The 23,896-nt window shown below is 72.6% G+C and carries 21 protein-coding genes; 15 read left to right on the forward strand and 6 right to left on the reverse strand.

Features of this window, described 5'->3' with window-relative positions; translation table 11 throughout:
- Positions 1-5 precede the first annotated feature (5 nt).
- The 10 genes from nuoI to AB0M03_RS05875 all read left to right on the forward strand — a co-directional run bounded on the left by nuoI (position 6) and on the right by AB0M03_RS05875 (position 12,099).
- Positions 6-608, forward strand: coding sequence for an NADH-quinone oxidoreductase subunit NuoI (gene nuoI / locus AB0M03_RS05830; protein ID WP_363488816.1), 603 nt, complete (start codon positions 6-8; stop codon positions 606-608).
- Complete coding sequence (locus tag AB0M03_RS05835) at positions 605-1,462, forward strand: NADH-quinone oxidoreductase subunit J (RefSeq protein WP_363488818.1); 858 nt, start codon at positions 605-607, stop codon at positions 1,460-1,462. The genes nuoI and AB0M03_RS05835 overlap by 4 nt, the downstream gene beginning before the upstream one ends.
- Complete coding sequence (gene nuoK / locus AB0M03_RS05840) at positions 1,459-1,758, forward strand: NADH-quinone oxidoreductase subunit NuoK (RefSeq protein WP_030268988.1); 300 nt, start codon at positions 1,459-1,461, stop codon at positions 1,756-1,758. Before AB0M03_RS05835 ends, nuoK begins: the two co-directional genes overlap by 4 nt.
- A 14-nt stretch (positions 1,759-1,772) precedes the next feature.
- Positions 1,773-3,671 (forward strand): NADH-quinone oxidoreductase subunit L, encoded by a 1,899-nt coding sequence (nuoL, locus tag AB0M03_RS05845; RefSeq protein ID WP_363488821.1) that lies wholly within the window; start codon positions 1,773-1,775, stop codon positions 3,669-3,671.
- Between the two features lie 46 nt (positions 3,672-3,717).
- The gene (locus tag AB0M03_RS05850; protein ID WP_363488823.1) at positions 3,718-5,334 is read left to right on the forward strand and encodes an NADH-quinone oxidoreductase subunit M; all 1,617 of its coding nucleotides are present in this window, start codon (positions 3,718-3,720) and stop codon (positions 5,332-5,334) included.
- The gene (gene nuoN / locus AB0M03_RS05855) at positions 5,331-6,968 is read left to right on the forward strand and encodes an NADH-quinone oxidoreductase subunit NuoN (RefSeq protein ID WP_363488825.1); all 1,638 of its coding nucleotides are present in this window, start codon (positions 5,331-5,333) and stop codon (positions 6,966-6,968) included. Before AB0M03_RS05850 ends, nuoN begins: the two co-directional genes overlap by 4 nt.
- Before the next feature lie 223 nt (positions 6,969-7,191).
- Positions 7,192-8,205 carry a polyprenyl synthetase family protein gene (locus AB0M03_RS05860; RefSeq protein WP_363488827.1) on the forward strand — a complete coding sequence of 338 codons (1,014 nt, stop codon included), beginning with the start codon at positions 7,192-7,194 and terminating at the stop codon, positions 8,203-8,205.
- Positions 8,206-8,254: 49 nt separating this feature from the next.
- The gene (locus tag AB0M03_RS05865) at positions 8,255-8,914 is read left to right on the forward strand and encodes a response regulator transcription factor (protein ID WP_363488871.1); all 660 of its coding nucleotides are present in this window, start codon (positions 8,255-8,257) and stop codon (positions 8,912-8,914) included.
- A gap of 174 nt (positions 8,915-9,088) precedes the next feature.
- On the forward strand, positions 9,089-11,059 hold the full coding sequence (locus AB0M03_RS05870) for a 2-oxoacid:acceptor oxidoreductase subunit alpha (RefSeq protein ID WP_363488829.1): 1,971 nt from the start codon (positions 9,089-9,091) through the stop codon (positions 11,057-11,059).
- Positions 11,056-12,099 (forward strand): 2-oxoacid:ferredoxin oxidoreductase subunit beta, encoded by a 1,044-nt coding sequence (locus AB0M03_RS05875; RefSeq protein WP_363488831.1) that lies wholly within the window; start codon positions 11,056-11,058, stop codon positions 12,097-12,099. The genes AB0M03_RS05870 and AB0M03_RS05875 overlap by 4 nt, the downstream gene beginning before the upstream one ends.
- A gap of 76 nt (positions 12,100-12,175) precedes the next feature.
- Here the strand turns inward: AB0M03_RS05875 and AB0M03_RS05880 are convergent, their stop codons facing one another.
- Positions 12,176-12,784 (reverse strand): DUF5701 family protein, encoded by a 609-nt coding sequence (locus AB0M03_RS05880; RefSeq protein WP_363488833.1) that lies wholly within the window; start codon positions 12,782-12,784, stop codon positions 12,176-12,178.
- 69 nt (positions 12,785-12,853) lie between these two features.
- Between AB0M03_RS05880 and AB0M03_RS05885 the strand changes: the two genes are divergently transcribed.
- From AB0M03_RS05885 to AB0M03_RS05895, 3 genes are all read left to right on the forward strand, one after another.
- Positions 12,854-13,624, forward strand: coding sequence for a TetR/AcrR family transcriptional regulator C-terminal domain-containing protein (locus tag AB0M03_RS05885; protein WP_363488835.1), 771 nt, complete (start codon positions 12,854-12,856; stop codon positions 13,622-13,624).
- A gap of 106 nt (positions 13,625-13,730) precedes the next feature.
- The gene (gene rarD, locus AB0M03_RS05890; protein ID WP_363488837.1) at positions 13,731-14,735 is read left to right on the forward strand and encodes an EamA family transporter RarD; all 1,005 of its coding nucleotides are present in this window, start codon (positions 13,731-13,733) and stop codon (positions 14,733-14,735) included.
- Positions 14,736-14,911: 176 nt separating this feature from the next.
- Positions 14,912-15,352, forward strand: a complete 441-nt coding sequence (locus AB0M03_RS05895) for a hypothetical protein (protein ID WP_363488839.1) — start codon at positions 14,912-14,914, stop codon at positions 15,350-15,352.
- A 36-nt stretch (positions 15,353-15,388) separates the two neighbouring features.
- Here AB0M03_RS05895 and AB0M03_RS05900 read toward each other — a convergent pair whose 3' ends face one another.
- Genes AB0M03_RS05900 through AB0M03_RS05910 form a run of 3 tightly spaced genes read right to left on the reverse strand, consistent with a single transcriptional unit; the run spans position 15,389 to position 18,451 of the window.
- Positions 15,389-16,273, reverse strand: a complete 885-nt coding sequence (locus AB0M03_RS05900) for an ABC transporter permease subunit (protein ID WP_363488841.1) — start codon at positions 16,271-16,273, stop codon at positions 15,389-15,391.
- Positions 16,260-17,264: an ABC transporter ATP-binding protein gene (locus AB0M03_RS05905; RefSeq protein ID WP_363488843.1), complete on the reverse strand. Its 1,005-nt coding sequence runs from the start codon at positions 17,262-17,264 to the stop codon at positions 16,260-16,262. The genes AB0M03_RS05900 and AB0M03_RS05905 overlap by 14 nt, the downstream gene beginning before the upstream one ends.
- Positions 17,264-18,451, reverse strand: a complete 1,188-nt coding sequence (locus tag AB0M03_RS05910) for a DUF2092 domain-containing protein (RefSeq protein ID WP_363488845.1) — start codon at positions 18,449-18,451, stop codon at positions 17,264-17,266. Before AB0M03_RS05910 ends, AB0M03_RS05905 begins: the two co-directional genes overlap by 1 nt.
- Before the next feature lie 177 nt (positions 18,452-18,628).
- On the opposite strand from AB0M03_RS05910, the gene AB0M03_RS05915 reads away from it, so the two are divergent.
- Together AB0M03_RS05915 and AB0M03_RS05920 are read left to right on the forward strand one after the other, a co-directional pair.
- Positions 18,629-21,202 (forward strand): bifunctional FO biosynthesis protein CofGH, encoded by a 2,574-nt coding sequence (locus tag AB0M03_RS05915; RefSeq protein WP_363488847.1) that lies wholly within the window; start codon positions 18,629-18,631, stop codon positions 21,200-21,202.
- 134 nt (positions 21,203-21,336) lie between these two features.
- On the forward strand, positions 21,337-22,434 hold the full coding sequence (locus AB0M03_RS05920) for an ADP-ribosylglycohydrolase family protein (RefSeq protein WP_363488849.1): 1,098 nt from the start codon (positions 21,337-21,339) through the stop codon (positions 22,432-22,434).
- A 39-nt stretch (positions 22,435-22,473) separates the two neighbouring features.
- Here the strand turns inward: AB0M03_RS05920 and AB0M03_RS05925 are convergent, their stop codons facing one another.
- Both AB0M03_RS05925 and AB0M03_RS05930 read right to left on the reverse strand, forming a co-directional pair.
- The gene (locus tag AB0M03_RS05925; protein ID WP_363488851.1) at positions 22,474-22,683 is read right to left on the reverse strand and encodes a DUF397 domain-containing protein; all 210 of its coding nucleotides are present in this window, start codon (positions 22,681-22,683) and stop codon (positions 22,474-22,476) included.
- Positions 22,683-23,543, reverse strand: a complete 861-nt coding sequence (locus AB0M03_RS05930) for a helix-turn-helix transcriptional regulator (RefSeq protein ID WP_363488853.1) — start codon at positions 23,541-23,543, stop codon at positions 22,683-22,685. Before AB0M03_RS05930 ends, AB0M03_RS05925 begins: the two co-directional genes overlap by 1 nt.
- Positions 23,544-23,896: the final 353 nt, after the last annotated feature.

Consider the following 23,896-nt stretch of genomic DNA (forward strand, 5'->3'; position numbering starts at 1 on the left):
CCGACATGCCGTCCGACGACACCTCGGGGCACGACACGACAGCCCGGCCGTCGATCCTCGGCCCGGCCGCCGGCTTCGGCGTGACCTTCCGGGCCATGTTCAAGAAGCGGCTCACCGAGCAGTACCCGGAGCAGAAGAAGCCCACCGCGCCGCGCTTCCACGGCCGCCACCAGCTGAACCGGCACCCGGACGGCCTGGAGAAGTGCATCGGCTGCGAGCTGTGCGCCTGGGCCTGCCCGGCCGACGCCATCTACGTCGAGGGCGCCGACAACCGGGACGACGAGCGCTACTCGCCCGGCGAGCGCTACGGCGCGGTGTACCAGATCAACTACGCTCGCTGCATCCTCTGCGGGCTCTGCATCGAGGCCTGCCCGACCCGCGCGCTCACCATGACCAACGAGTACGAGCTCGCCGACTCCACCCGGGCAGACCTGATCTTCACCAAGGAGCAGCTGCTGGTCGGCCTCACCGAGGGCATGGTCGACAGCCCGCACGCCATCTACCCCGGGGCCGACGAACAGGCCTACTACCGGGGCGAGATCACCCAGGCCGCGCCCGGCACCGTGCAGCAGGAGCGGCACCAGCACGAGAAGGAGGTGCAGCCATGACCTCCACCGGAGAGGCCGTCCAGTTCTGGGTCCTCGCGGTGATCGCCGTCGGCGGTGCGCTCGGCATGCTGCTGATGAAGAAGGCGGTGCACAGCGCGCTCTGCCTGGCGGCGACGATGCTGGCGCTCGCGGTCTGCTACATGGCCCAGGGCGCGGTGTTCCTGGGCGTGGTGCAGATCGTCGTCTACACCGGCGCGATCATGATGCTCTTCCTGTTCGTGGTCATGCTGGTCGGCGTCACCAGCGCGGACTCGCTGAAGGAGCAGCTCAAGGGCCAGCGGTTCGCCGCGGTGCTCTGCGGGCTCGGCTTCGGCGTGCTGCTGATCGCGGGCCTGGCCAACGCCAAGCTGCGGGACTTCACCGGCCTGTCGGCGGCCAACGCCGAGGGCAACGTGCCGGGCCTGGCCCGGCTGATCTTCACCAAGTACGTCTGGGCCTTCGAGGTCACCGGCGCGCTGCTGATCACCGCGGCGATCGGCGCCATGGTGCTGACCCACCGCGAGTACGTGCGGAAGCCGAAGACCCAGCGCGAGCTGGCCTCCCAGCGGGTCAAGGACAACCTGCAGGTGCCGCCGATGCCCGCGCCCGGCGTCTACGCCCGGCACAACGCCGTCGACGTTCCCGGCCTGCTGCCCGACGGCACCGTCGCCGAGGACTCGGTGATGGGCACCCTGCGTGAGCGCGGCCAGATCCGCGACGTCAGCCAGGAGATGCTGCAGCGGATGGCGGAGCTGGAGGATTCCACCGCCGAGTGGCTGGGCCGCCCGTCCTCCGCCCGCCCGGCGACGCCCGAGCAGCGCGCCGCGCTGGAGACGGTGCCGACGAAGGAGAAGAAGGAGGAGGACGAGGCGTGAACCCGGTCAACTACCTCTACCTCTCGGCCCTGTTGTTCACCATCGGCGCGTCCGGTGTGCTGATCCGGCGGAACGCGATCGTGCTGTTCATGTGCGTCGAGCTGATGCTCAACGCCTCGAACCTGGCGCTGGTGACCTTCTCCCGGATGCACGGCAACCTGGACGGCCAGATCATCGCGTTCTTCACCATGGTGGTCGCGGCGGCCGAGGTCGTGGTCGGCCTCGCCATCATCGTGAGCATCTTCCGGACCAGGCACACCGCCTCGGTCGACGACAGCAACCTGATGAAGCTGTAGGCGGAGGGCCCTCGGTGAACTCACTCATTCCGCTGCTGGTCGCGGCCCCGCTGGCCGGCGCCGCCCTGCTGCTGCTCGGCGGGCGCGCGCTCGACCGGTTCGGCCACTGGCTCGGCACCCTGGCCGCCGCCGCCTCCTTCGGCCTCGGCCTCGTCCTCTTCTCCCAGATGCTCGGCCGGCCCACGGAGGAGCGGCCGGTCGTCGAATTCCTGTACAGCTGGATCCCGGTGAACGGCTTCCAGGCCGATGTCGCCTTCCAGCTCGACCAGTTGTCCATGACCTTCGTCCTGCTGATCACCGGCGTCGGCACGCTGATCCACGTCTACTCGGTGGGTTACATGGCCCACGACGAGCGCCGCCGCCGCTTCTTCGGCTACCTCAACCTGTTCCTGGCCGCCATGCTGCTGCTGGTGCTGGCCGACAACTACCTGCTGCTGTACGTCGGCTGGGAGGGCGTGGGCCTCGCCTCGTACCTGCTGATCGGCTTCTGGCAGCACAAGCCGAGCGCGGCGACGGCCGCCAAGAAGGCGTTCATCGTCAACCGGGTCGGCGACATGGGCCTGTCGATCGCGATCATGCTGATGTTCGTCGAGTTCGGCTCCTTCACCTTCGGCCCGGTCTTCGGGGCGGCGGACGACGCGAGCGAGGGCAAGCTCACCGCGATCGCGCTGATGCTGCTGCTCGCCGCCTGCGGCAAGTCCGCCCAGGTGCCGCTGCAGTCCTGGCTCGGCGACGCCATGGAGGGCCCGACCCCGGTCTCCGCACTGATCCACGCGGCGACCATGGTGACCGCCGGCGTCTACCTGATCGTGCGCTCGGCGGACATCTTCAACCTGGCGCCCGACGCCCAGCTCGTGGTGACGGTCGTCGGCGCGGTCACCCTGCTCTTCGGTGCGATCGTCGGTTGTGCCAAGGACGACATCAAGAAGGCGCTGGCCGGCTCGACCATGTCGCAGATCGGCTACATGGTGCTGGCCGCGGGCCTCGGCCCGATCGGCTACGTCTTCGCGATCATGCACCTGGTGACCCACGGCTTCTTCAAGGCCGGGCTCTTCCTCGGCGCCGGATCGGTCATGCACGGCATGAACGACGAGGTGAACATGCGGCACTACGGCGGCCTGCGCAAGTACATGCCGGTCACCTTCGTCACCTTCGGCCTCGGCTACCTCGCCATCATCGGCTTCCCCGGCCTGTCCGGTTTCTTCTCCAAGGACAAGATCATCGAGGCGGCGTTCGCCAAGGGCGGCACCGAGGGCTGGATCCTCGGCCTGTGCGCCCTGGTCGGCGCGGCCGTCACCGCGTTCTACATGACCCGCGTGATGATGATGACCTTCTTCGGCGAGAAGCGCTGGCAGCCCGACCCGGAGACCGGCGAGGAGCCGCACCCGCACGAGTCCCCGAAGGTCATGACGCTGCCGATGGTCGTGCTCGCGGTCGGCTCGGTCTGCGCGGGCGCGCTGTTCACCTACGGCGACGCCTTCCTGAAGTGGCTGGAGCCGGTCACCGGCTTCGAGGAGGGCCACCCGCCGATCCCGGCGGCCGTCGTCACCGGGCTCACCACCGTCTGCATGCTGGCCGGCGTCGGCCTCGCCTACGCCATGTACGGCCGCAGCCGCATCCCGGTCACCCCGCCGGTGGGCTCCCCGCTCACCCGGGCCGCCCGCCGCGACCTGCTGCAGGACGACTTCAACCACGCCGTGCTCGTCCGCCCCGGCTCCGCGCTCGCCGCGACGCTGGTCTGGTTCGACATCCGCGGCCTGGACGGCTTCGTCAACGGCCTCGCCGCCACCATCGGCGGCGTCTCCGCCCGCCTGCGGAGGGTGCAGACCGGCTTCGTCCGCACGTACGCGCTCTCCATGTTCGGCGGCACGCTCGTCCTGGTCGCCACCACCCTGCTGATGAGGTCGGTCTGATGGAAGGTCACAAGATGACTGCTGAGGCTCCGCGGGGAGGCCGGCCATGAGCTACCTGCTGACCGCGACCTGCGCCGTGCCCGCCGCGGGCGCGGTGGTCACCGCCGCCCTGCCGGCCGGCAACAGCGAGGCCCGCCGGCGCACCACCAAGGCCGTCGCGCTGGCCGTCTCCACGGCCACGCTCGCGCTGACCGCCGCCGTCGCCGCCCGGTTCGAACCGGGCGGCCCCCGCTACCAGCTGACCGAGTCCCACAGCTGGATCCGCTCCTTCGGCATCTCCTTCTCGCTCGGCGTCGACGGCATCGGCGCCGTGCTGGTCCTGCTCACCGCGGTGCTGGTGCCGCTGGTGATGCTCGCCTCCTGGCACGACTCCGACCCAGCCCCCGCACCCGAGGGCAGCTTCGAGGCCAAGCGCCGCACCCAGGGCTTCTTCGCCCTGATCCTGGCGGTCGAGGCGATGGTGCTGGTGTCCTTCCTGGCCACCGACGTCTTCGTCTTCTACGTCTTCTTCGAAGCCATGCTGATCCCGATGTACTTCCTGATCGGCGGCTTCGGCGACCGGGCCGGCGGCCCCGACGCCGGGAAGCAGCGCTCCTACGCCGCGGTGAAGTTCCTGCTGTACAACCTGCTCGGCGGCCTGGTCATGCTGGCCGCGGTGATCGGGCTGTACGTCACCGCCGCCGACCAGGACCTCGCCACCTTCGACCTGCCGACGCTCACGGGCGCGATCGCCGACGGCAAGCTGGTGATCGACCCGTCCGTGGAGAAGGCGCTCTTCCTCGGCTTCTTCTTCGCCTTCGCGGTGAAGGCCCCGCTCTGGCCGCTGCACACCTGGCTGCCCAACGCGATGGGCGAGTCCACCGCCGGAACGGCCGTCCTCATCACCGCGGTCGTCGACAAGGTCGGCACCTTCGCGATGCTGCGGTACTGCCTCGGCCTCTTCCCGGACGCCTCCAAGGACCTCGCCCCGGCGATCCTCGTGCTCTCGCTGATCGGCATCGTCTACGGCGCGCTGGTGGCGATCGGCCAGAAGGACATCAAGCGGCTGGTGGCCTACGCCTCCATCTCGCACTTCGGCTTCATCATCATGGGCATCTTCGCGTTGACCAGCCAGGGCCAGACCGGAGCCACCCTCTACATGGTCAACCACGGCATCTCCACCGCCGCGTGGATGCTCGTCGCGGGCTTCCTGATCTCCCGCCGCGGCTCCCGCCTGATCGCCGACTACGGCGGCGTGCAGAAGGTCGCCCCGGTGCTCGCCGGCACCTTCCTGATCGGCGGCCTGGCCACCCTGTCGCTGCCCGGCATGGCGCCCTTCGTCAGCGAGTTCCTGGTGCTGGTCGGCACGTTCAGCCGGTACCCGGCCATCGGCATCGCCGCCACCTTCGGCATCGTGCTCGCCGCGCTGTACGCCCTGCTGCTCTACCAGCGCACCATGACCGGCCCGGTCAAGCCCCGCATGGAGGGCATGCCCGACCTCAAGGTCCGCGAACTCGCCGTGGTGGCGCCCCTGGTGGCACTCACCCTGCTGCTCGGCGTGTACCCCAAGCCGCTCACCGACATGGTGAACCCGGCCGTGGACGCCACGCTCTCCCAGGTCCACCGGACCGACCCGGCACCGGCCCACCCGGTCGCCGCCACCACCGGAGGTGAGCACGAATGAGCCCCACCCAGTGGCTCGCCGCCGCGGGCGGCAACAGCGCGAGCATCCCCGCCCCGCACGTCGAGTACGGCCAGCTCTCCCCGATGCTGATCGTCTTCGGCGCCGCGATCGCGGGCATCCTCGTCGAGGCCTTCCTGCCGCGCCGGGCTCGCTACGCCACCCAGATCGGCATCTCGCTGCTCGGCCTCGGCGGGGCCTTCGCCGCGGTCGTCGTCCTCGCCGCGCAGGGCCACGCCACCACTCAGGCCGGCCTGCTCGCCATGGGCGCGGTCGCCATCGACGGCCCCGCGCTGTTCCTGCAGGGCGTCATCCTGCTGACCGCCGTCCTCGCCGTCCTCACCTACGCCGAGCGCCGGCTGGAGCCGCGCCGAGGCGGCCACGGCGTCGACGCGTTCACCGCGCAGGGCGCCGCCGTCCCCGGCGGCGATCAGGAGCGCGAGGCCACCCGGGCCGGCTTCACCACCACCGAGGTCTTCCCGCTCACCCTGTTCGCCGTCGGCGGCATGCTGCTCTTCCCCGCCGCCAACGACCTGCTGACCATGTTCGTGGCGCTGGAGGTCCTCTCCCTGCCGCTCTACCTGCTCTGCGGGCTCGCCCGGCGCCGCCGGCTGCTCTCCCAGGAGGCGGCGCTCAAGTACTTCCTGCTCGGTGCCTTCGCCTCGGCGTTCTTCCTGTTCGGCACCGCGCTGCTGTACGGCTACGCGGGCAGCGTCCAGCTCGGCGACATCGCCGACGTGGTCTCCGGCGTCGCCCCGGTCACCCCGGCGCTCACCGTCACCACCCAGAACGACGCGCTGCTGCTGATCGGCCTGGCCATGCTCGCCGTCGGTCTGCTCTTCAAGGTCGGCGCCGTCCCCTTCCACGCCTGGACCCCGGACGTCTACCAGGGCGCCCCGACCCCGGTCACCGGCTTCATGGCCGCGGCCACCAAGACCGCCGCCTTCGGCGCCTTCCTCCGCCTCTTCTACGTGGCCTTCCCCGGCCTCAAGTGGGACTGGAGGCCGGTCATGTGGGGCGTCGCCATCCTCACCATGGTGGTCGGCGCGATCCTCGCCGTCACCCAGCAGGACGTGAAGCGGCTGCTCGCGTACTCCTCGATCGCCCACGCGGGCTTCATCCTCACCGGTGTGATCGCCACCAACCGGCAGGGCCTGGGCGCCGTCCTCTTCTACCTGCTCGCCTACTCCTTCGTGACCCTCGGCGCCTTCGCCGTGGTCACCCTGGTGCGCGACTCGAAGGGGGAGGCCACCCACCTCTCCAGCTGGGCCGGCCTCGGCCGGCGCTCCCCGCTGGTCGCCGCGGTCTTCGCACTCTTCCTGCTGGCCTTCGCCGGCATCCCGCTGACCAGCGGCTTCACCGGCAAGTTCGCGGTCTTCCAGGCCGCGGCGGCCGGCGGTGCCACACCGCTGGTGATCGTCGGCGTGCTCAGCTCGGCCGTCGCGGCGTTCTTCTACATCCGCGTCATCGTGCTGATGTTCTTCTCCGACCCGCAGCCGCAGGGCCCGTCCGTGGCCGTCCCCAGCCCGCTCACCGCCACCGCCATCGGCGTCGGCGTGCTGGTCACCCTCGGCCTCGGCCTGCTGCCGCAGTACTTCCTCGACCTGGCGTCGAAGGCCTCGCTCTTCGTCCGCTAGTCCCGCGCACCGCGCACCGGCCCCCGCCGTCCGGCGGGGGCCGGTGCGCATTTCCCTGTCCGGGGCAGTGCCGTACGGTGCCCGACGCGCTGGTTGGGGCCCATGCCCGTGCAGTGATCCACTCGTGACCGGATACGCTGCCTAGTGCGTGCAGCCGTACGCGCAGAGGCGGCGACCGGGGGGACCAGGCCGCTGGGATCGACCAGGGACAGGAGTGGTCTGCGTGACCGTCGTGGGGCCCTTCGGGCTGACCGTGCAGGACCGCGATCTGACCCGTGACGTCCAGGCCGGGATGGACGCCGTGGAAGCGGCGCTCGGCGAGGCGGTGAAGAGCGAGGTTCCGTTCATCACCGTCACGGCCAGCCACCTGATCGAGGCCGGCGGCAAGCGCTTCCGCCCGCTGCTGGTCATGCTCGCCGCCCAGTTCGGCGACCCGTACGCGCCCGGCGTGGTGCCGGCCGCCGTCGTCGTCGAACTCACCCACCTCGCCACGCTGTACCACGACGACGTCATGGACGAGGCCCCCGTCCGCCGCGGCGCCCCCAGCGCCAACTCCCGCTGGGACAACTCGGTCGCCATCCTCACCGGCGACTTCCTCTTCTCCCGCGCCTCCCAGGTCCTCGCCGACCTCGGCCCGGAGGCCGTCCGCATCCAGGCCGACGCCTTCGAGCGCCTCGTCACCGGCCAGATCCTGGAGACCGCCGGCCCCCGCCCCGGCGACGACCCGCTCCAGCACTATCTGGACGTCATCGCCGGCAAGACCGGCTCGCTGATCGCCGTCTCCGGCCGCTTCGGCGCCATGACGGCCGGCGCCGAGCCGTGGATCACCGACATCCTCACCCAGTACGGCGAGCGGATGGGCACCGCCTTCCAGCTCGCCGACGACGTCCTGGACATCGCCAGCGACAGCCACGAGTCCGGCAAGACCCCCGGCACCGACCTGCGCGAGGGCGTCCCCACGCTGCCCGTGCTGCTCCTGCGGCAGACCCCGGTGGACGAGGACGACCCCGCCGACCTGCGGCTGCGCGAGCTCCTCGACGGCGACCTCTCCGAGGACGACGAGCTGCACGCCGAGGCGCTGCGCCTGCTGCGCCGCCACCCGGCGCTGGAGCGGGCCCGCCGGGAGACCCTGCGGTACGCCGAGGAGGCCCGCGCCCTGCTCGACCCGCTGCCCGAGTGCCCGGCCAAGGCGGCCCTGCAGGGGCTCTGCGACGCCGTCGCGATCCGTACCATGTGAGACCGGGCCGGTCACGGGGGCGGCCCTCCGCCGAAGGGGGCTCTTCATGCTGCGCGTCGTGATCGCCGAGGACTCCGTCCTCCTGCGGGAGGGCCTGACCCGCCTGCTGACCGACCGCGGCCTCGAGGTGGTCGCCGGGGTCGGCGACGGCGACGCGCTGCTCAGGACCGTCCAGGAGCTGGCCGCGGCGGGCGCCCTGCCCGACGTGGTGGTGGCGGACGTCCGGATGCCCCCCACCCACACCGACGAGGGCGTGCGCGCCTGCGTGGCGCTGCGCGGGCTCCACCCGGAGCTGGGCGTGCTGGTGCTGTCGCAGTTCGTCGAGGAGCGGTACGCCGGCGAGCTGCTGGCGGGCTCCACCCGCGGTGTCGGCTACCTGCTCAAGGACCGGGTCGCGGACGTCCGCGAGTTCGCCGACGCCGTCGTCCGGGTCGCCGGCGGCGGCACCGCGCTCGACCCCGAGGTGGTGCAGCAGCTGCTCAGCCGCAGCCGCCGCGGCGACGTCCTGGAGGGCCTCACGCCGCGCGAGCGCGAGGTGCTGGGGCTGATGGCCGAGGGCCGCACCAATGCGGCGATCGCCCGCCAGCTGGTCGTGTCGGACGGCGCGGTGGAGAAGCACGTCAGCAACATCTTCCTCAAGCTGGGCCTGGGCCAGAGCCCCGAGGACCACCGCCGGGTGCTCGCCGTGCTCACCTACCTCAACTCCTGACCGCCCGGGTGCGGGCCGTGGTCGTCCGTCGATCGAAGATGGCGCATCGAGTGATTCCACCTGCCCGAGTTACGGTCGAGTGATCCCCGGCCGTCTTAGGATGCGATAGGTGCACCAGGCGGACGGGGCACACGGCTCACGCCCGCGGCTGGCGCCACGAGGAGGTCCGCGGCAGTGACCAGTCAGGTCGATCAGTCAGAGGCAGTGGACGGCTCGGACGGGGGCGAGGGCCGGGCCGGCTCGGCGCCTCCGTCGGCCAGGCAGGGGCGGCCCGTCAAGCCCACCCGCCGGCTGGACCGGGTGATCATCCGGTTCGCCGGCGACTCCGGTGACGGCATGCAGCTCACCGGTGACCGCTTCACCTCGGAGACGGCGTCGTTCGGCAACGACCTCTCCACCCTCCCGAACTTCCCGGCCGAGATCCGGGCACCCGCCGGCACCCTGCCGGGCGTGTCCAGCTTCCAGCTGCACTTCGCCGACCACGACATCCTGACCCCCGGCGACGCGCCGAACGTCCTGGTGGCGATGAACCCGGCCGCGCTCAAGGCCAACCTGCCGGACGTGCCGCGCGGCGCGGAGATCATCGTCAACACCGACGAGTTCACCAAGCGCGCCCTGGCCAAGGTCGGCTACGCGGCCGACCCGCTGGCCGACGGTTCGCTGGACGCCTTCCGGCTGCACAGGGTGCCGCTGACCACGCTCACCCTGGAGGCGCTCAAGGAGAGCGGCCTGGCCCGCAAGGACGCCGAACGCGCCAAGAACATGTTCGCGCTCGGCCTGCTCTCCTGGATGTACCACCGGCCGACCGGCGGCACCGAGGCGTTCCTGCGGCAGAAGTTCGCCAAGAAGCCGGACATCGCCGAGGCCAACATCCTGGCCTTCCGGGCCGGCTGGAACTTCGGCGAGACCACCGAGGACTTCGCGGTCTCCTACGAGATCGCCCCGGCCTCCCTGCCGTCCGGCACCTACCGCAACATCTCCGGCAACCTGGCGCTCTCCTACGGCCTGATCGCCGCCGCCGAGCGCGCCGGACTGCCGCTGTTCCTCGGCTCGTACCCGATCACCCCCGCCTCGGACATCCTGCACGAGCTGTCCAAGCACAAGAACTTCGGCGTGCGCACCTTCCAGGCCGAGGACGAGATCGCGGGCATCGGCGCCGCCCTCGGCGCGGCCTTCGGCGGCGCGCTCGGCGTCACCACCACCTCCGGCCCCGGCGTCGCCCTCAAGTCGGAGACCATCGGCCTGGCCGTCTCGCTCGAACTGCCGCTGCTGGTCGTGGACATCCAGCGCGGCGGCCCGTCCACCGGCCTGCCCACCAAGACCGAGCAGGCCGACCTGCTGCAGGCCATGTTCGGCCGCAACGGCGAGGCCCCGGTGCCCGTCGTCGCCCCGGCCACCCCCGCCGAGTGCTTCACCGCCGCCCTGGAGGCGGCCCGCATCGCGCTGACCTACCGCACGCCCGTCATGCTGCTCTCCGACGGCTACCTCGCCAACGGCTCCGAGCCGTGGCGCATCCCCGCCGTCGACGAACTGCCCGACCTGGCCGTCGACTTCGCCACCGAGCCGAACCACGAGCTGGAGGACGGCAGCCGTGTCTTCTGGCCCTACAAGCGGGACGCGCGCACCCTCGCCCGCCCGTGGGCGGTGCCCGGCACCCCCGGCCTGGAGCACCGGATCGGCGGCATCGAGAAGCAGGACGGCACCGGCAACATCTCCTACGACCCGGCCAACCACGACTTCATGGTCCGCACCCGGCAGGCCAAGATCGACGGCATCGGCGTGCCCCCGGTCACCGTCGACGACCCCTCGGGCCGGGCCCGCGTCCTCGTCCTCGGCTGGGGCTCCACCTACGGCCCGATCACCGCCGCCGTGCGCCGGGTCCGCGCCGACGGCGGGCACGTCGCCCAGGCGCACCTGCGCCACATCAACCCCTTCCCGGCCAACCTCGGCGCGGTGCTGCACGGCTACGAGAGGGTCATCGTCCCGGAGATGAACCTCGGTCAGCTCGCCCTGCTGCTGCGGGCCAAGTACCTCGTCGACGCCCAGTCCTACAACCAGGTCCGCGGGCTGCCCTTCAAGGCCGCCCAGCTGGCCGACGTGCTGCAGGCGGCGATCGGCACCCTCGATGCGGAGGACCAGCGATGACCGAGTTCCGCCTGCTCGACCTGGTGCCCAAGGCCGACGGCCCGCAGAGCGCCAGGGAGTTCAAGACCGACCAGGAGGTCCGCTGGTGCCCCGGCTGCGGTGACTACGCGATCCTCGCCGCCGTCCAGGCCTTCATGCCCGAGCTCGGCATCCGCCGGGAGAACACCGTCTTCGTCTCCGGCATCGGCTGCTCCTCGCGCTTCCCGTACTACATGAACACCTACGGGATGCACTCCATCCACGGCCGTGCCCCGGCGATCGCCACCGGCCTCGCCGCATCCCGGCGCGACCTCAGCGTCTGGGTGGTCACCGGCGACGGCGACGCGCTCTCCATCGGCGGCAACCACCTGATCCACGCCCTGCGGCGCAACGTCAACCTGAAGATCCTGCTGTTCAACAACCGGATCTACGGCCTCACCAAGGGCCAGTACTCGCCCACCAGCGAGGTCGGGAAGATCACCAAGTCCACCCCGATGGGCTCCCTGGACGCGCCGTTCAACCCGCTGTCGCTGGCGATCGGCGCCGAGGCCACCTTCGTCGCCCGCGCCATCGACTCCGACCGCCAGCACCTGCAGTCCGTGCTGCGGGCGGCCGCCGAGCACGAGGGCACCGCGCTGGTGGAGATCTACCAGAACTGCAACATCTTCAACGACGGCGCCTTCGAGGTGCTCAAGGAGCCCGGCACCCGCGACGAGGCGCTGATCCGCCTCGAACACGGCCGGCCGATCCGCTTCGGCACCGATCAGGGCGTCTTCCGCGGCCCGGACGGCGAACTGTTCGTCGACGCGGTCACCCCGGAGAACGAGGCCGCGGTGCTCGTCCACGACGCGCACGCCGCAGGCCCCGCCACCGCCTTCGCGCTGACCCGCCTCGCCGACGCCGACACCCTGCACCACACCCCGATCGGCGTGCTCAGATCGGTCCGGCGGCCGGTCTACGACACCCTGATGGCCGATCAACTGGAGAAGGCCAGGGCCGACCGCGGCCCCGGCGACCTCGCCGACCTGCTCACCGGCAACGACACCTGGACGGTGGTCTGACCCTCCGTCCGCCGCGGGCCCCGGGGTGCACGACCCCGGGGCCCGTCGTGCTGTCCGCCCCCGTTGTGCTGCGCGGTCAGGCGCGGCCGCCGGCCGAGGCCATGCCGAGCCAGGTGTGCGGGTTGCCCTCCCAACACCAGCCGAGCTTGGGCGCGCCCTTGCTGATCCACAGCGCGGGCACCCGCCTGTCGCCGCAGCGCGAGGCGCCGAGCGAGAAGCACTTGTTGGTGGCCAGCAGCTCCGGGTACTGGGTGACCACGGCGACGCCCTCCTCGACGGTCAGCAGGGTGCGGCCCCGTCCGGCGACCACGGCCATGGCGTCGCGCGGCACGGCGCCGCAGAACTCCTCGCCGCGGTCGATGTCGAGCAGCAGGTAGGCGCGGCCCGCGGGCAGCTCCACGGTCGGCGTGAAGCGGGCGAGGTCGCCCTCCGGGTAGAGCCGGTCCACGATCCCCGGGCGGCTCCGCCCTGCCAGTGCGGTGAGCGGCACCGCCTGCTCGATCGGCACCAGGTCGCGGGTCACCACGAGCACGTACGGCACCCGGCCGCCGTCGGGCGGTCCGCCGGGCCCGGCGGCCTCCCGGAGCGGGGCGAGCAGGTCGGTGAAGTCGCCCTCCGGCAGTCCGGCCAGGGCGGGGTAGCCCAGGTCGATCAGCCGCTGCAGCTGTCGGTCGAACTCGGTCATGCGCCTCCTATTCTCCGTACTGCGTACAGTATACACAGTACGGAGAATAGGGATGGGAGAATTCCGGCCATGGCGACCGACCGCAGCAGTGCAGGCGACCCGGCGCGGACCCTCGCGCTGCTCTGGGGGGAGCCCGCCGTCGGGCCCGGTCGGCGCGGACCCCGCCAGGCCAGGACCGCCCCGGAGATCGCCGCCGCCGCGATCGCCCTGGCCGACGCCGAGGGCACCGCCGCCGTCACCATGCGCCGGGTCGCCCGGGAACTCGGCCTCTCGCCGATGGCGCTCTACACCTACGTGCCGGGCAAGGCCGAACTGCTCGACCTGATGCTCGACACCGTCTACGCCGCCATGCCCCGCCGCGCCCCCCGGGGCAGCGGCTGGCGGGCCCGCCTGGCCGCCGTCGCCGACGACAACGCCGCGCTGTACGCCGCCCACCCCTGGGTCGCGGACGTCGCCACCGGCCGCCCCCCGCTCGGCCCCGGCCTGATGGCCAAGTACGAGTACGAGCTGCGCGCCGCCGAGGGCCTCGGCCTCGGCGACGTCGAGACCGACGCCGCCCTCGCCTTCCTGCTGGCCTTCGTGCACGGCTGCGCCCGCGCCGCCGCCGACGAGCGGGCCGCCGAGCAGGAGAGCGCCATGAGCGACGCCCAGTGGTGGGAGGGCAACGCCGACCTGCTGGCCAGGGTCTTCGACCCGGAGCGCTTCCCGACCGCCGCCCGGATCGGCTCCGCGGCCGGCGAGGCCTACGGCGGCGCCTCCAGCTCGGCCCACGCGTACGCCTTCGGGCTGCAGCGGGTGCTGGACGGACTGGCCGCGCTCCGCCCGGAATCCGACGAGTGAGACCGGCCGGCAGCTGTCATGACCAAACGGTGGATACGGGCGTGACAACCGGAGGTTCCGCCGCTACCGTCGACCCGACACCAGCGCGCGCGGAAGGCAGGGCGGCATGGCCGGCACCAACGACGGGCACGACACCGGCCGCGGCTTCTGGTACGGCGCCGCCGCCTACGGCATGTGGGGCCTCTTCCCGCTCTTCTGGCCACTGCTCGAACCCGCCGGCGCCGCCGACATCCTCGCCAACCGCATGGTCTGGTCCCTGGTCGCCGTCGCCCTGATGCTCCTCGTGCAGCGCCGCTGGGCCTGGATCCGCCCGCTGCTCTCCCAGCCCCGCCGCCTCGCCCTGGTCGCCCTCGCCGCCGCCGTCATCTCCGTCAACTGGGGCGTCTACATCTGGGGCGTCAACTCCGGCCACGTCGTCGAGACCAGCCTCGGCTACTTCATCAACCCGCTCGTCACCATCGCCTTCGGCGTCCTGCTGCTCCGCGAGCGGCTGCGCCGCGCCCAGTGGGTCGCCGTCGGCATAGGCGCCGCCGCCGTCGCCGTCCTCACCGTCGGCTACGGCCGACTGCCCTGGATCGCCCTCACCCTCGCCCTCAGCTTCGCCACCTACGGCCTGCTGAAGAAGAAGGTCGCCCTCGGCGGACAGGAGAGCTTCGCGCTCGAGAGCGCCGCCATGTTCCCCTTCGCCCTGGGCTTCCTGATCAGCCTGCAGATCCGCGGCGAGGGCAGCTTCGGCCACGCCGCAGGCTCCGGCTCCGCCTGGGCCCACTCCGGCCTGCTCGTGCTCAGCGGCGTCATCACCGCGATCCCGCTGCTCTGCTTCGGCGCCGCCGCCGTCCGCGTCCCGCTCACCACCCTCGGCCTGCTCCAGTACCTCGCCCCGGTCTTCCAGTTCCTCATCGGCATCACCGTCTTCCACGAGTCCATGCCGCCCGCCCGCTGGGCCGGCTTCGCACTCGTCTGGGCCGCCCTCGCGGTGCTCACCTTCGACGCGCTGCGCCGGGTCAGGTCCGACCGCACCGCGCTCCCCGCGGCGGCCACTGCCGCCGCCGGACAGTCGGCCGCGACCGCCCCCGAGGACGCTCCCACCCCCTCCACCGTCACCCGCTGAAACCGTCCGGATGCGCTCCGCGCGCGGGCCGTTCGCACCGGCACTCCTGCTGTGAAGAAGTCCCCGCCGGATCTCCTCAACCAAGGTCTCGGACTGCTAACGTCCGGGGTGCCACCGCCGCCGACCGACGGAAACCCCGTCCTGAGGAGGCGCCGCACGGCCACAGGAGGGTTGTGATGGTTCACCTCACGGGTCATCTCACAGGGCAGCTCGCCCGGCCGTTCCGCCGTGTCGCCGAGAGTCCCGGCCGCGCGGCCCAGACGCTGCGCGACGCCGCCGACGACCTCCTCGCCCGCGGTGCGGCCCTCCGCCTGCCCGCCGTCCGGCGCGAACTCGACGCCGCCGAGACCGGCGAACTCCTGCTCACCGGCGCCCCCGCCGGCGGCGCAGTGCGCATCGAGTGGCAGCGCCACGGCCGCCCGGCGATAACCCTCGACGGGCCCTACCGGCTCGACCGGGTGGAGCTGAAGGGCTCCCACCGGGCCCGGCTGTACGGGCTCACCGCCGGCGTCCGCCTGGTCTGCCCGGAGTGGTCCCCGCTCTTCCTGATCGCCCCCGCGCAGCTGCCGCTGCTGGCCTGCGCCGCCGCCGCCTCGCGCATCCTCCCCGTCCGCTGACGGGGCCCGGGCCGGGGGAGCCCCGGCCCGGCCCGCTCAGACCGTGATGTCCCGGCTGGTGAAGCGCGCCCACGCCGCCGAGCCGAACACGGCGACGTACACCGCCTGCAGCCCCAGGTTCTCCAGCACGTTGTCCCAGTGCATCGGGTCGCGCAGCAGGTCCGAGAAGCTCAGCCACTGGTGCGTGAACAGGAACGGCTGCACCGCGTGCAGCTGCGGGAAGCTGTCCAGGATCTGAACCGTGATCACCAGCACCACGGTCGCCGCCATCGCCGCGATCCCGCTGCCCGTCAGCGTCGACACGAACAGGCCGATCGCCACCAGCCCGGCCAGCGACAGCGCGACCACCCCGGCCACCAGCACCGCCCGCAGCAGCGCCTCGCCGACCCCGATCGAGTCCCCCGACAGCAGCGTCACCTCGCCCAGCGGGAACAGCGCCGCCCCCGTCGCCAGCGCCGACACCGCGACCACCCCGGTGGCCACCAGGCAGTACACCAGCGCCGCGGAGAACTTCGCCGCCAGCAGCCGCGTCCGCCCGGCCGGCGCCACCAGCAGGTAGCGCAGCGTCCCCATGGACGCCTCGCCCGCGATCGAGTCCCCCGCCACCACGCCCACCGTCATCGGCAGGAACACGGGCAAAGTGACGGCCAAGGCGGTAAAGACCAGGAAAAGCCCGTTCTGCGTCACCTGGGCGATGAACGCGGGCCCCCCGCCACCGCCGTCCCGCCCGCCGGTCTCCACCCGCACGACGGTGCCGATCAGCACCGGCAGCGCCGCCAGGATGCCCAGCAGCACCACCGTCCGCGCCCGCCGGAACGTCAGCGCCAGCTCACTGGTGAACAGCGCCGCGTACCCGGCCGCGCCCGCCCGGCGGGCCCCCGCCGCCGGTGCGCCCGGCCGCACCGCCTCAGCCCGCGACATCGAAGCCCTCCCCGGTCAGCGCCACGAAGGCGTCCTCCAGCGTGCCCCGCTCCACCGCGAAGCCGCGCACCCGCACCCCGGCCCCGACCAGCGCCGCACACAGCGCGGGCAGCCCGTCCTCACCGTCCGGCGGCAGACCGTCCACCTCCCCGGCACCGACCCGGAGGTCCGCCACCCCGTGCTCCTTCAGCACCCGGGCCGCCTCCTCCGCGTCCGCCGTACGGACCACCAGGCGGCCCTGCGCCCGCGCCGCCAGCTCGGCCACCGTGCCCTGCACCACCAACCGGCCCCGCGACATCACCGCCGCGTGCGTGCAGACCTGCTCGATCTCGTCCAGCAGGTGCGAGGACAGGAACACCGTCGTGCCCTCCGCCGCCAGCTCCCGCACCAGCGCCCGGATCTCCCGCATGCCCTGCGGGTCCAGGCCGTTGGTCGGCTCGTCCAGCACCAGCAGCTCGCGCGGCTGCAGCAGCGCCGCCGCCAGCCCCAGCCGCTGCTTCATCCCCAGCGAGTACGCCCGGGCCTTCTTGCCGGCCGCGGCCGACAGGCCGACCCGCTCCAGCGCCGCCGCCACCCGCCGGTCCCGCGTCCGCGGATCGGCCGTCGGATCGGCCGCGTCGAACCGCGCCAGATTGGCCCGCCCGGACAGGAACCCGTACAGCGCCGGGCCCTCGATCAGCGCCCCCACCCGGGGCAGCACCGCACCCACCGACTGCGGCATCGGCGCCCCCAGCACCGTCGCCGTCCCCGCGGTGGGGGCGATCAGGCCCATCAGCATCCGGATCGTCGTCGTCTTGCCCGACCCGTTCGGGCCGAGGAAGCCGAACACGCTGCCCCGCGGCACCGCCAGGTCCAGCCCGTCCACCGCCGCCCGGCCGCCGAACCGCTTGGTCAGCCCGCCGGTGCGGATCACGTCGTCGGAAGCGGCAGCGGGGGCCGGGCCCGTGACGGCCCGGCCCCCCGCCCGCTCCCCGGAAGGAGCGCCGGCCACTACTTCACCCCGGCCGCGGACTGCAGCACGGGCAGCGTCACCGCGCCGGCGAACACCCGACCGTCGTCCGTCACCAGCACGTTCAGCACCTTGGTGCCGATCAGGGTGCCGCCGCCGACCGGCTTGCCGAACGCCTTCACCATGGACAGCGCGCTCTGCGGCCCGCCCTTCCCGCCGTGCTCGCCGCCCCGGGCCGGCACCTCGCCGGAGGGCAGCCGGGTCGACACCACGGTCGTCCAGCCCTCGCCCGTCACCTGCACGTCCGGCCGGTCGCCGGCGGACGGCCCACCGGACGCCGCACCGTGCTCCTCGGCCTTCGCCGCGGCCTTCTCGTCGGCCTTGTGCTCGGTCACCTTCGCACCCTTCGGCGGGGTGAAGGAGAAGGCCGAGGCGGCCGGCCGGTCGAAGGACACCTTGCTGTAGTGCACGTCCAGCACCGGACCGCCGGCCACCGCCGTCGCCTGCACCGACAGCGGCACACCGCGCTCGGCGTCCACCGCGATCCGCACCCGCGCGATCGTCGACCCGTGCCCCTTCGGCGTGAGGGTCAGCCGGTACGCGTCCCGCCCGGCCACCGTCGTGGTGCCGTCCACCGCCACCGTGGTGGTGCCCGACGCGAACGCCAGGAACTGCTTCGCCGCCTCCTGCGGCGTCACCGCGGCCGCCGCCGACGGCAGACCCGCCTTCTTCTCCGCGCCGCCCTGCGGGGCCGTCAGGTGCACGGCCTCGTTGGAGGAGCTGTCCCACGCCCACACGTCCCGGCCGTTGTGCACCAGCTCGTACCCGGCGAGGTTCTCCACCAGGCCGATCCGCTGCCGGTCCGGCCCGTCCACCGCGACCTGCAGGGTGTGCTGCCCCCCGAGCAGCTGCGCCAGCTTCGCCTGCGGCTCCACGCCGCCGGCGCCGCCCGAACCCATCCCGCCCGCAGCGCCCAGCAGCTGCGACGGCACCCCCAGGTCGGCCTTCACCTGCACCGTGCCCGACAGCGCCTGGGTGTCCGCCCCCAGCACCTTCGCCACCAGCTGCTCCGCCGTCACCGACGGCAGGCTCGGCCCGGAGTCGCTGGCCAGCGCCGGCACCAGTCCGACGCCCGCGGCCACCGCCGCGACCACCGCGACCGGCACCGCCACCCGCACCAGCGTCCGGCGGCCCGACCGGTACGGCGCCTGCTGCTCCTGCTCCGCCATCTCCCTCAACCCCTCCGAGTCGTCAACTGCTTGCCCTCTCCATTAGAGACGCCGAAGGCCCTCGGGGCATCGCTCCACAGAGCTGGATCCGCCTCCGACCGTCGTCGCACCCGACCCTGAGGCGCTCTCAGGGTCGCGTCATCCCGATGGCGGAACCCGGTCGCGTATCGTCGGCGCATGGACGCATCCCGCACCCTGCCGACCGTTTCCTCGATGCGCCGCGCACTGCGGCGGGCACGCGAGGGCGTCGCGCTGGACGTCGGCGAGGCGGAGGTCCTGCTCCACGCCCGGGGCACCGACCTCGCGGACCTGTGCGGGTCGGCGGCCCGGGTCAGGGACGCCGGACTGGCGGAGGCGGGCCGCCCCGGCGTGATCACCTACTCGAAGAAGGTGTTCGTCCCCCTCACCCGGCTGTGCCGGGACCGCTGCCACTACTGCACCTTCGTGACCGTGCCGGGCAGGCTCCGCCGGGCTGGCGAGGGCATGTTCCTCTCCCCGGACGAAGTGCTGGACATCGCCCGCAGGGGCGCGGCCATGGGCTGCAAGGAGGCGCTGTTCACCCTGGGGGACCGGCCGGAGGACCGCTGGCCCGAGGCCCGCGAGTGGCTGGACGCCCACGGGTACGACGACACCCTCGCCTACGTCCGGGCGATGGCCGTGCGGGTACTGGAGGAGACCGGCCTGCTGCCGCACCTCAACCCGGGCGTGCTGTCCTGGACGGACTTCCAGCGGCTGAAGCCGGTCGCCCCCTCCATGGGGATGATGCTGGAGACCACCGCGGAACGGCTCTGGTCGGACCCGTCCGGCCCGCACCACGGCTCGCCGGACAAGGAGCCGCGGGTGCGGCTGCGGGTCCTGGAGGACGCCGGCCGCTCCTCGGTGCCCTTCACCACCGGCGTGCTGATCGGGATCGGCGAATCGCTGCGCGAGCGCGCCGAGTCGCTGTTCGCGATCCGCCGGGTGGCACGGGAGTTCCGCGGGGTGCAGGAGGTCATCGTGCAGAACTTCCGGGCCAAGCCGGATACGGCGATGCGCGGCATGCCGGACGCCGAACTGGAGGAGCTGGCCGCGGCCGTCGCGGTGGCCCGGCTGGTGCTCGGCCCCTCGGCGCGCCTCCAGGCACCGCCGAACCTGGTCGACGGCGAGTTCGCGCTGCTGATCGGCGCCGGCATCGACGACTGGGGCGGGGTCTCGCCGCTCACCCCGGACCACGTCAACCCCGAGCGCCCCTGGCCGCACATCGAGGAGCTCGCCGCCCGCACGGCCGCCGCCGGCTTCACCCTGCGCGAGCGGCTGACGGTCTACCCGGAGTACGTGCGCCGCGGCGAGCCCTGGCTGGACCCGCGGGTGCTGCCGCACGTCACCGCGCTGGCCGACCCGGAGACCGGGCTGGCCCGCGAGGACGCCCTCCCGGCCGGCCTCCCCTGGCAGGAGCCCGAGGAGCCGCAGACCGGCTCCGGCCGCACCGAACTGCACCGCGAGATCGACACCGAGGGCCGCACCGGCGACCGCAGGGCGGACTTCGAGGACGTCTACGGCGACTGGCAGGTGCTGCGGGAGAAGGTCGCCGCGGGCGCACCCGAGCGGCTGCCCTCGGACGTCCGGGCCGCCCTCGCGGTCGCCGCCGACGACCCCGCCCGGCTGACCGACGATCAGGCCCTCGCCCTGTTCGGGGCGGACGGCCCGGCACTGGACGCACTCTGCGGCATCGCCGACGCGGTGCGCCGCGACACCGTCGGCGACACCGTGACCTACTGCGTCACCCGGAACATCAACTTCACCAACGTCTGCTACACCGGCTGCCGGTTCTGCGCCTTCGCGCAGCGGCGCACCGACGCGGACGCGTACACGCTGTCGCTGGAGCAGGTCGCCGATCGGGCCGCGCAGGCCTGGGAGGTCGGCGCGACCGAGGTGTGCATGCAGGGCGGCATCCACCCCGACCTGCCGGGCACCGCGTACTTCGACATCGCGCGGGCCGTGAAGGAGCGGGTGCCGGGCATCCACGTGCACGCCTTCTCCCCGATGGAGGTGGTCAACGGGGCGACCCGCACCGGGCTGTCCGTGCGCGACTGGCTGGCGAAGGCGCAGGAGGCCGGGCTGGACACCATCCCGGGCACCGCGGCGGAGATCCTCGACGACGAGGTCCGGTGGGTGCTGACGAAGGGCAAGCTGCCGGCGGCGACCTGGGTGGAGGTGGTCACCGCCGCGCACGGGCTGGGCATCCGCTCGTCCTCCACCATGATGTACGGGCACGTGGACACCCCCCGGCACTGGCTCGGCCACCTGCGGCTGCTGGCCCGCATCCAGCAGGAGACCGGCGGGTTCACCGAGTTCGTCACCCTGCCCTTCGTGCACACCAACGCCCCGGTGTACCTGGCGGGCGTGGCCCGGCCCGGCCCGACCGCGCGGGACAACCGGGCGGTGGTGGCGATGGCGCGGCTGCTGCTGCACCCGCACATCCCCAACATCCAGACCTCGTGGGTGAAGCTGGGCGCGGACGGCGCCGCGGAGATGCTCCGCTCCGGCGCCAACGACCTGGGCGGGACGCTGATGGAGGAGACCATCTCCCGGATGGCCGGCTCCTCCTGGGGCAGCTACAAGTCCGTGCGGGATCTGGAGGCGATCGCGGCGGCCGCCGGGCGGCCGGTGCGCCAGCGGACCACCACCTACGGGGAGGTCCCGGCGGAGCGGCGGGCCGCGGCGCTGGCCTCCGACGGGCACCTGCCGGTCCTCCTCCCGGTGCTGGACTGACCCCGGGCCGGCCTGCGGCCGGATGCAGGGGCGGGGTGCGGGGAGGAGGTGTTCGACCCCGGCACCGATCCGTTCGGTTCTTCGAATACAGTGCAGGCTCCTGGCCCGCCCCCGGACGAAAGGCGACGACCGTGATGCCGTTGTGGTCACGTGCCCAGCAGCAGGACTACCGCAGCCGGGTCCGGGGCTGCCTGCTCGGCGGGGCGGTCGGCGACGCCCTCGGGGCCGGGGTCGAGTTCGACTCGCTGGAGAAGATCCGGGCCGCGCACGGCGCGCTCGGCGTGACCGGCTACGTCCCCGCGTACGGGCGGCGCGGCGCGGTCACCGACGACACCCAGATGAGCCTGTTCACCCTGGACGGGCTGATCCGGGCCCACATCAGCCGGGACGCCGGCAGCTGGCACCCGCCCACCGACGTGCACCGCGCCTACCTGCGCTGGCACGCCACCCAGCACGACTGGGGCCCGGACGAGCGCCGCGCCGACCTCGGCTGGCTCGGCCGCCAGGAGTGGCTGTACGCGCAGCGGGCGCCCGGCCAGGCCTGCCTGACCGGCCTGTCCGGCCCGGACGCGGAACGGCTCGGCACGGTGGACGCGCCCCGCAACCCGCACTCCAAGGGCTGCGGGACGGTGATGCGGGCGGCGCCGTTCGGGCTCCTGACGGCGTGGGACCCGGCCCTGGTCTTCCAGCTCGCCGTGGAGTGCTCCGTCCTGACGCACGGCCACCCGACCGGCTACCTGGCGGCCGGCGCGTTCGCGGTGATCGTCCACGCGGTGGCCCGCGGCGGCACCCTGGAGGAGGGCGTGCACCTGGCCCTGGCGCTGCTCTCCGAGCGGCCCTCGCACGAGGAGACCACCAACGCGCTGCGGGCCGCGCTGGACGCGGTGCGGGCGGGCGGGCCCTCGGCCGAGCGGGTCGAGGCACTGGGGGAGGGCTGGGTGGCCGAGGAGGCCCTGGCCATCGGCGTCTACTGCGCCCTGGTCGCCGAGGACGTGAAGGCCGGTCTGCTGCTGGCCGTCAACCACTCCGGGGACAGCGACTCCACCGGCTCGATCTGCGGGAACCTGCTGGGCGCGCTGCACGGGGAGACGGCGCTGCCCGCCGATCTGGTGGCGGAGCTGGAGGGGCGCGGCACGATCCTGGAGCTGGCGGACGACTTCGCGCTGGAACTGATGCACGGGCCCGAGCTGCACGGCACGCCCGGCTGGACGGAGCGCTACCCGGTCGGCTGAGCCCACCGGGTAGCGCGTGGCGGCGGCGCTGCGGCGCCGTCAGACCTCGCCGAAGGCGCCCGCCGCGACGGCGGAGGTGAAGGCGGCCCAGGCCGCGTTCGAGAACTGCAGTCGGGGGCCCTCCGGGTCCTTGGAATCGCGTACCGCGATCGATCGGGTGTCCGGGACGGCGATCTCCACACAGGCTCCGTTGCCGCCGCTGTGGCTGCTCTTGCGCCAGGTCAGATTGGTCGTGGACGTGGTGGTCATTACCTGAACCCCTCTGCAATGTTGTGCATCAGTGACCGACTGTCCGCGACACTGAGCGCCGCGGCCCGCAGGTGGTCGTACAGATTGGTATAGCGGCGCACGTCGGCTTCCTTCTCCAGGTAAAGATCGCTTGTCACTCCTTCGAAGTAGACAACCGTCGAATCGGCAGACTCCGGGAACTCCATCAGGGAGAATGTCCCGCTCATGCCCGGATGGGCCCCGTGGCTGAACGGGATCACCTGCAGATTGATGTTGGGTCGCTCGCTGAGCGTCAGGAGCTGGCAGAGCTGGTCCGCCATCACCGCCTTGCTGCCCACCTCGCGCCGCAGCACCGCCTCGTCTATCACCACCCAGAGGCTGCCGAGCCGGTCCTCCGCATCGCCGTTTATCCGCAGCTGGCGCTTCATCCGGACCTCGACCCGGCGCTTGACCGCCTGGACGTCGTAGTCCGGGAACGTCCCCTCCACCACCGCCTCCGCGTAGTCCCGGGTCTGCAGCAGACCGGGGACGAAGGAGGACTCGTAGGCGCGGATCGAGGAGGCCTCCGCCTCCAGGCCGATGTAGACGCTGTACGGAATGTCGCCGAACTCGTGCCACCAGCCGCGCTGGCGGGACTCGCGGGCCATCTCCATCAGCCCGGCGCGGACCCGCTCGTCGCCCACCTCGTACACGTCGCAGAGGTCCCTGACATCCCGTTGGCTGATGCTGCGCCGGCCGTTCTCCAACCGGCTGATCTTCGACTGGGACACCATCAGGCGGCCCGCCACCTCTTCGGCGGTCATGCCCCTGAGCTCGCGCAGACGGCGGAGTTCGGCACCGAGCCGGCGTCGGCGCACGGTGGGATTGACGCTGGCGGACACATCGACCTCCGGCCGGACCTCTGGCACAGACGGCAGCGCTGCACCTCGGAACAGTGTGGAAATTGGTACCAACCCCCCCTGACGTGGAGAGCATGCCATCTTGTCTCTGCTCCGTGCGGGGGAATCCTCCCAGCGGACTAGAACAGATCATCGGAAAAGCGTGCAATCGGGATGGCATGCCTTGCACTTGGTCGACCCGCGCGGTACAAGCCCGGCGCGCGGGGTGTCCGCCTCCTACCCCGTCCGGACGCCGGGAACGCCGGCCGGAGGCCGACGCAAAGGGGCGGCCCGCCCCGGCCGGGGGCGGGCCGGGGGGGCGCCCCCCCAGGGAGGGCGGAACAAAAAGGAAAAAA

The sequence above is a fragment of the Kitasatospora sp. NPDC051914 genome (genome assembly GCF_040680995.1).
GTDB lineage: Bacteria > Actinomycetota > Actinomycetes > Streptomycetales > Streptomycetaceae > Kitasatospora.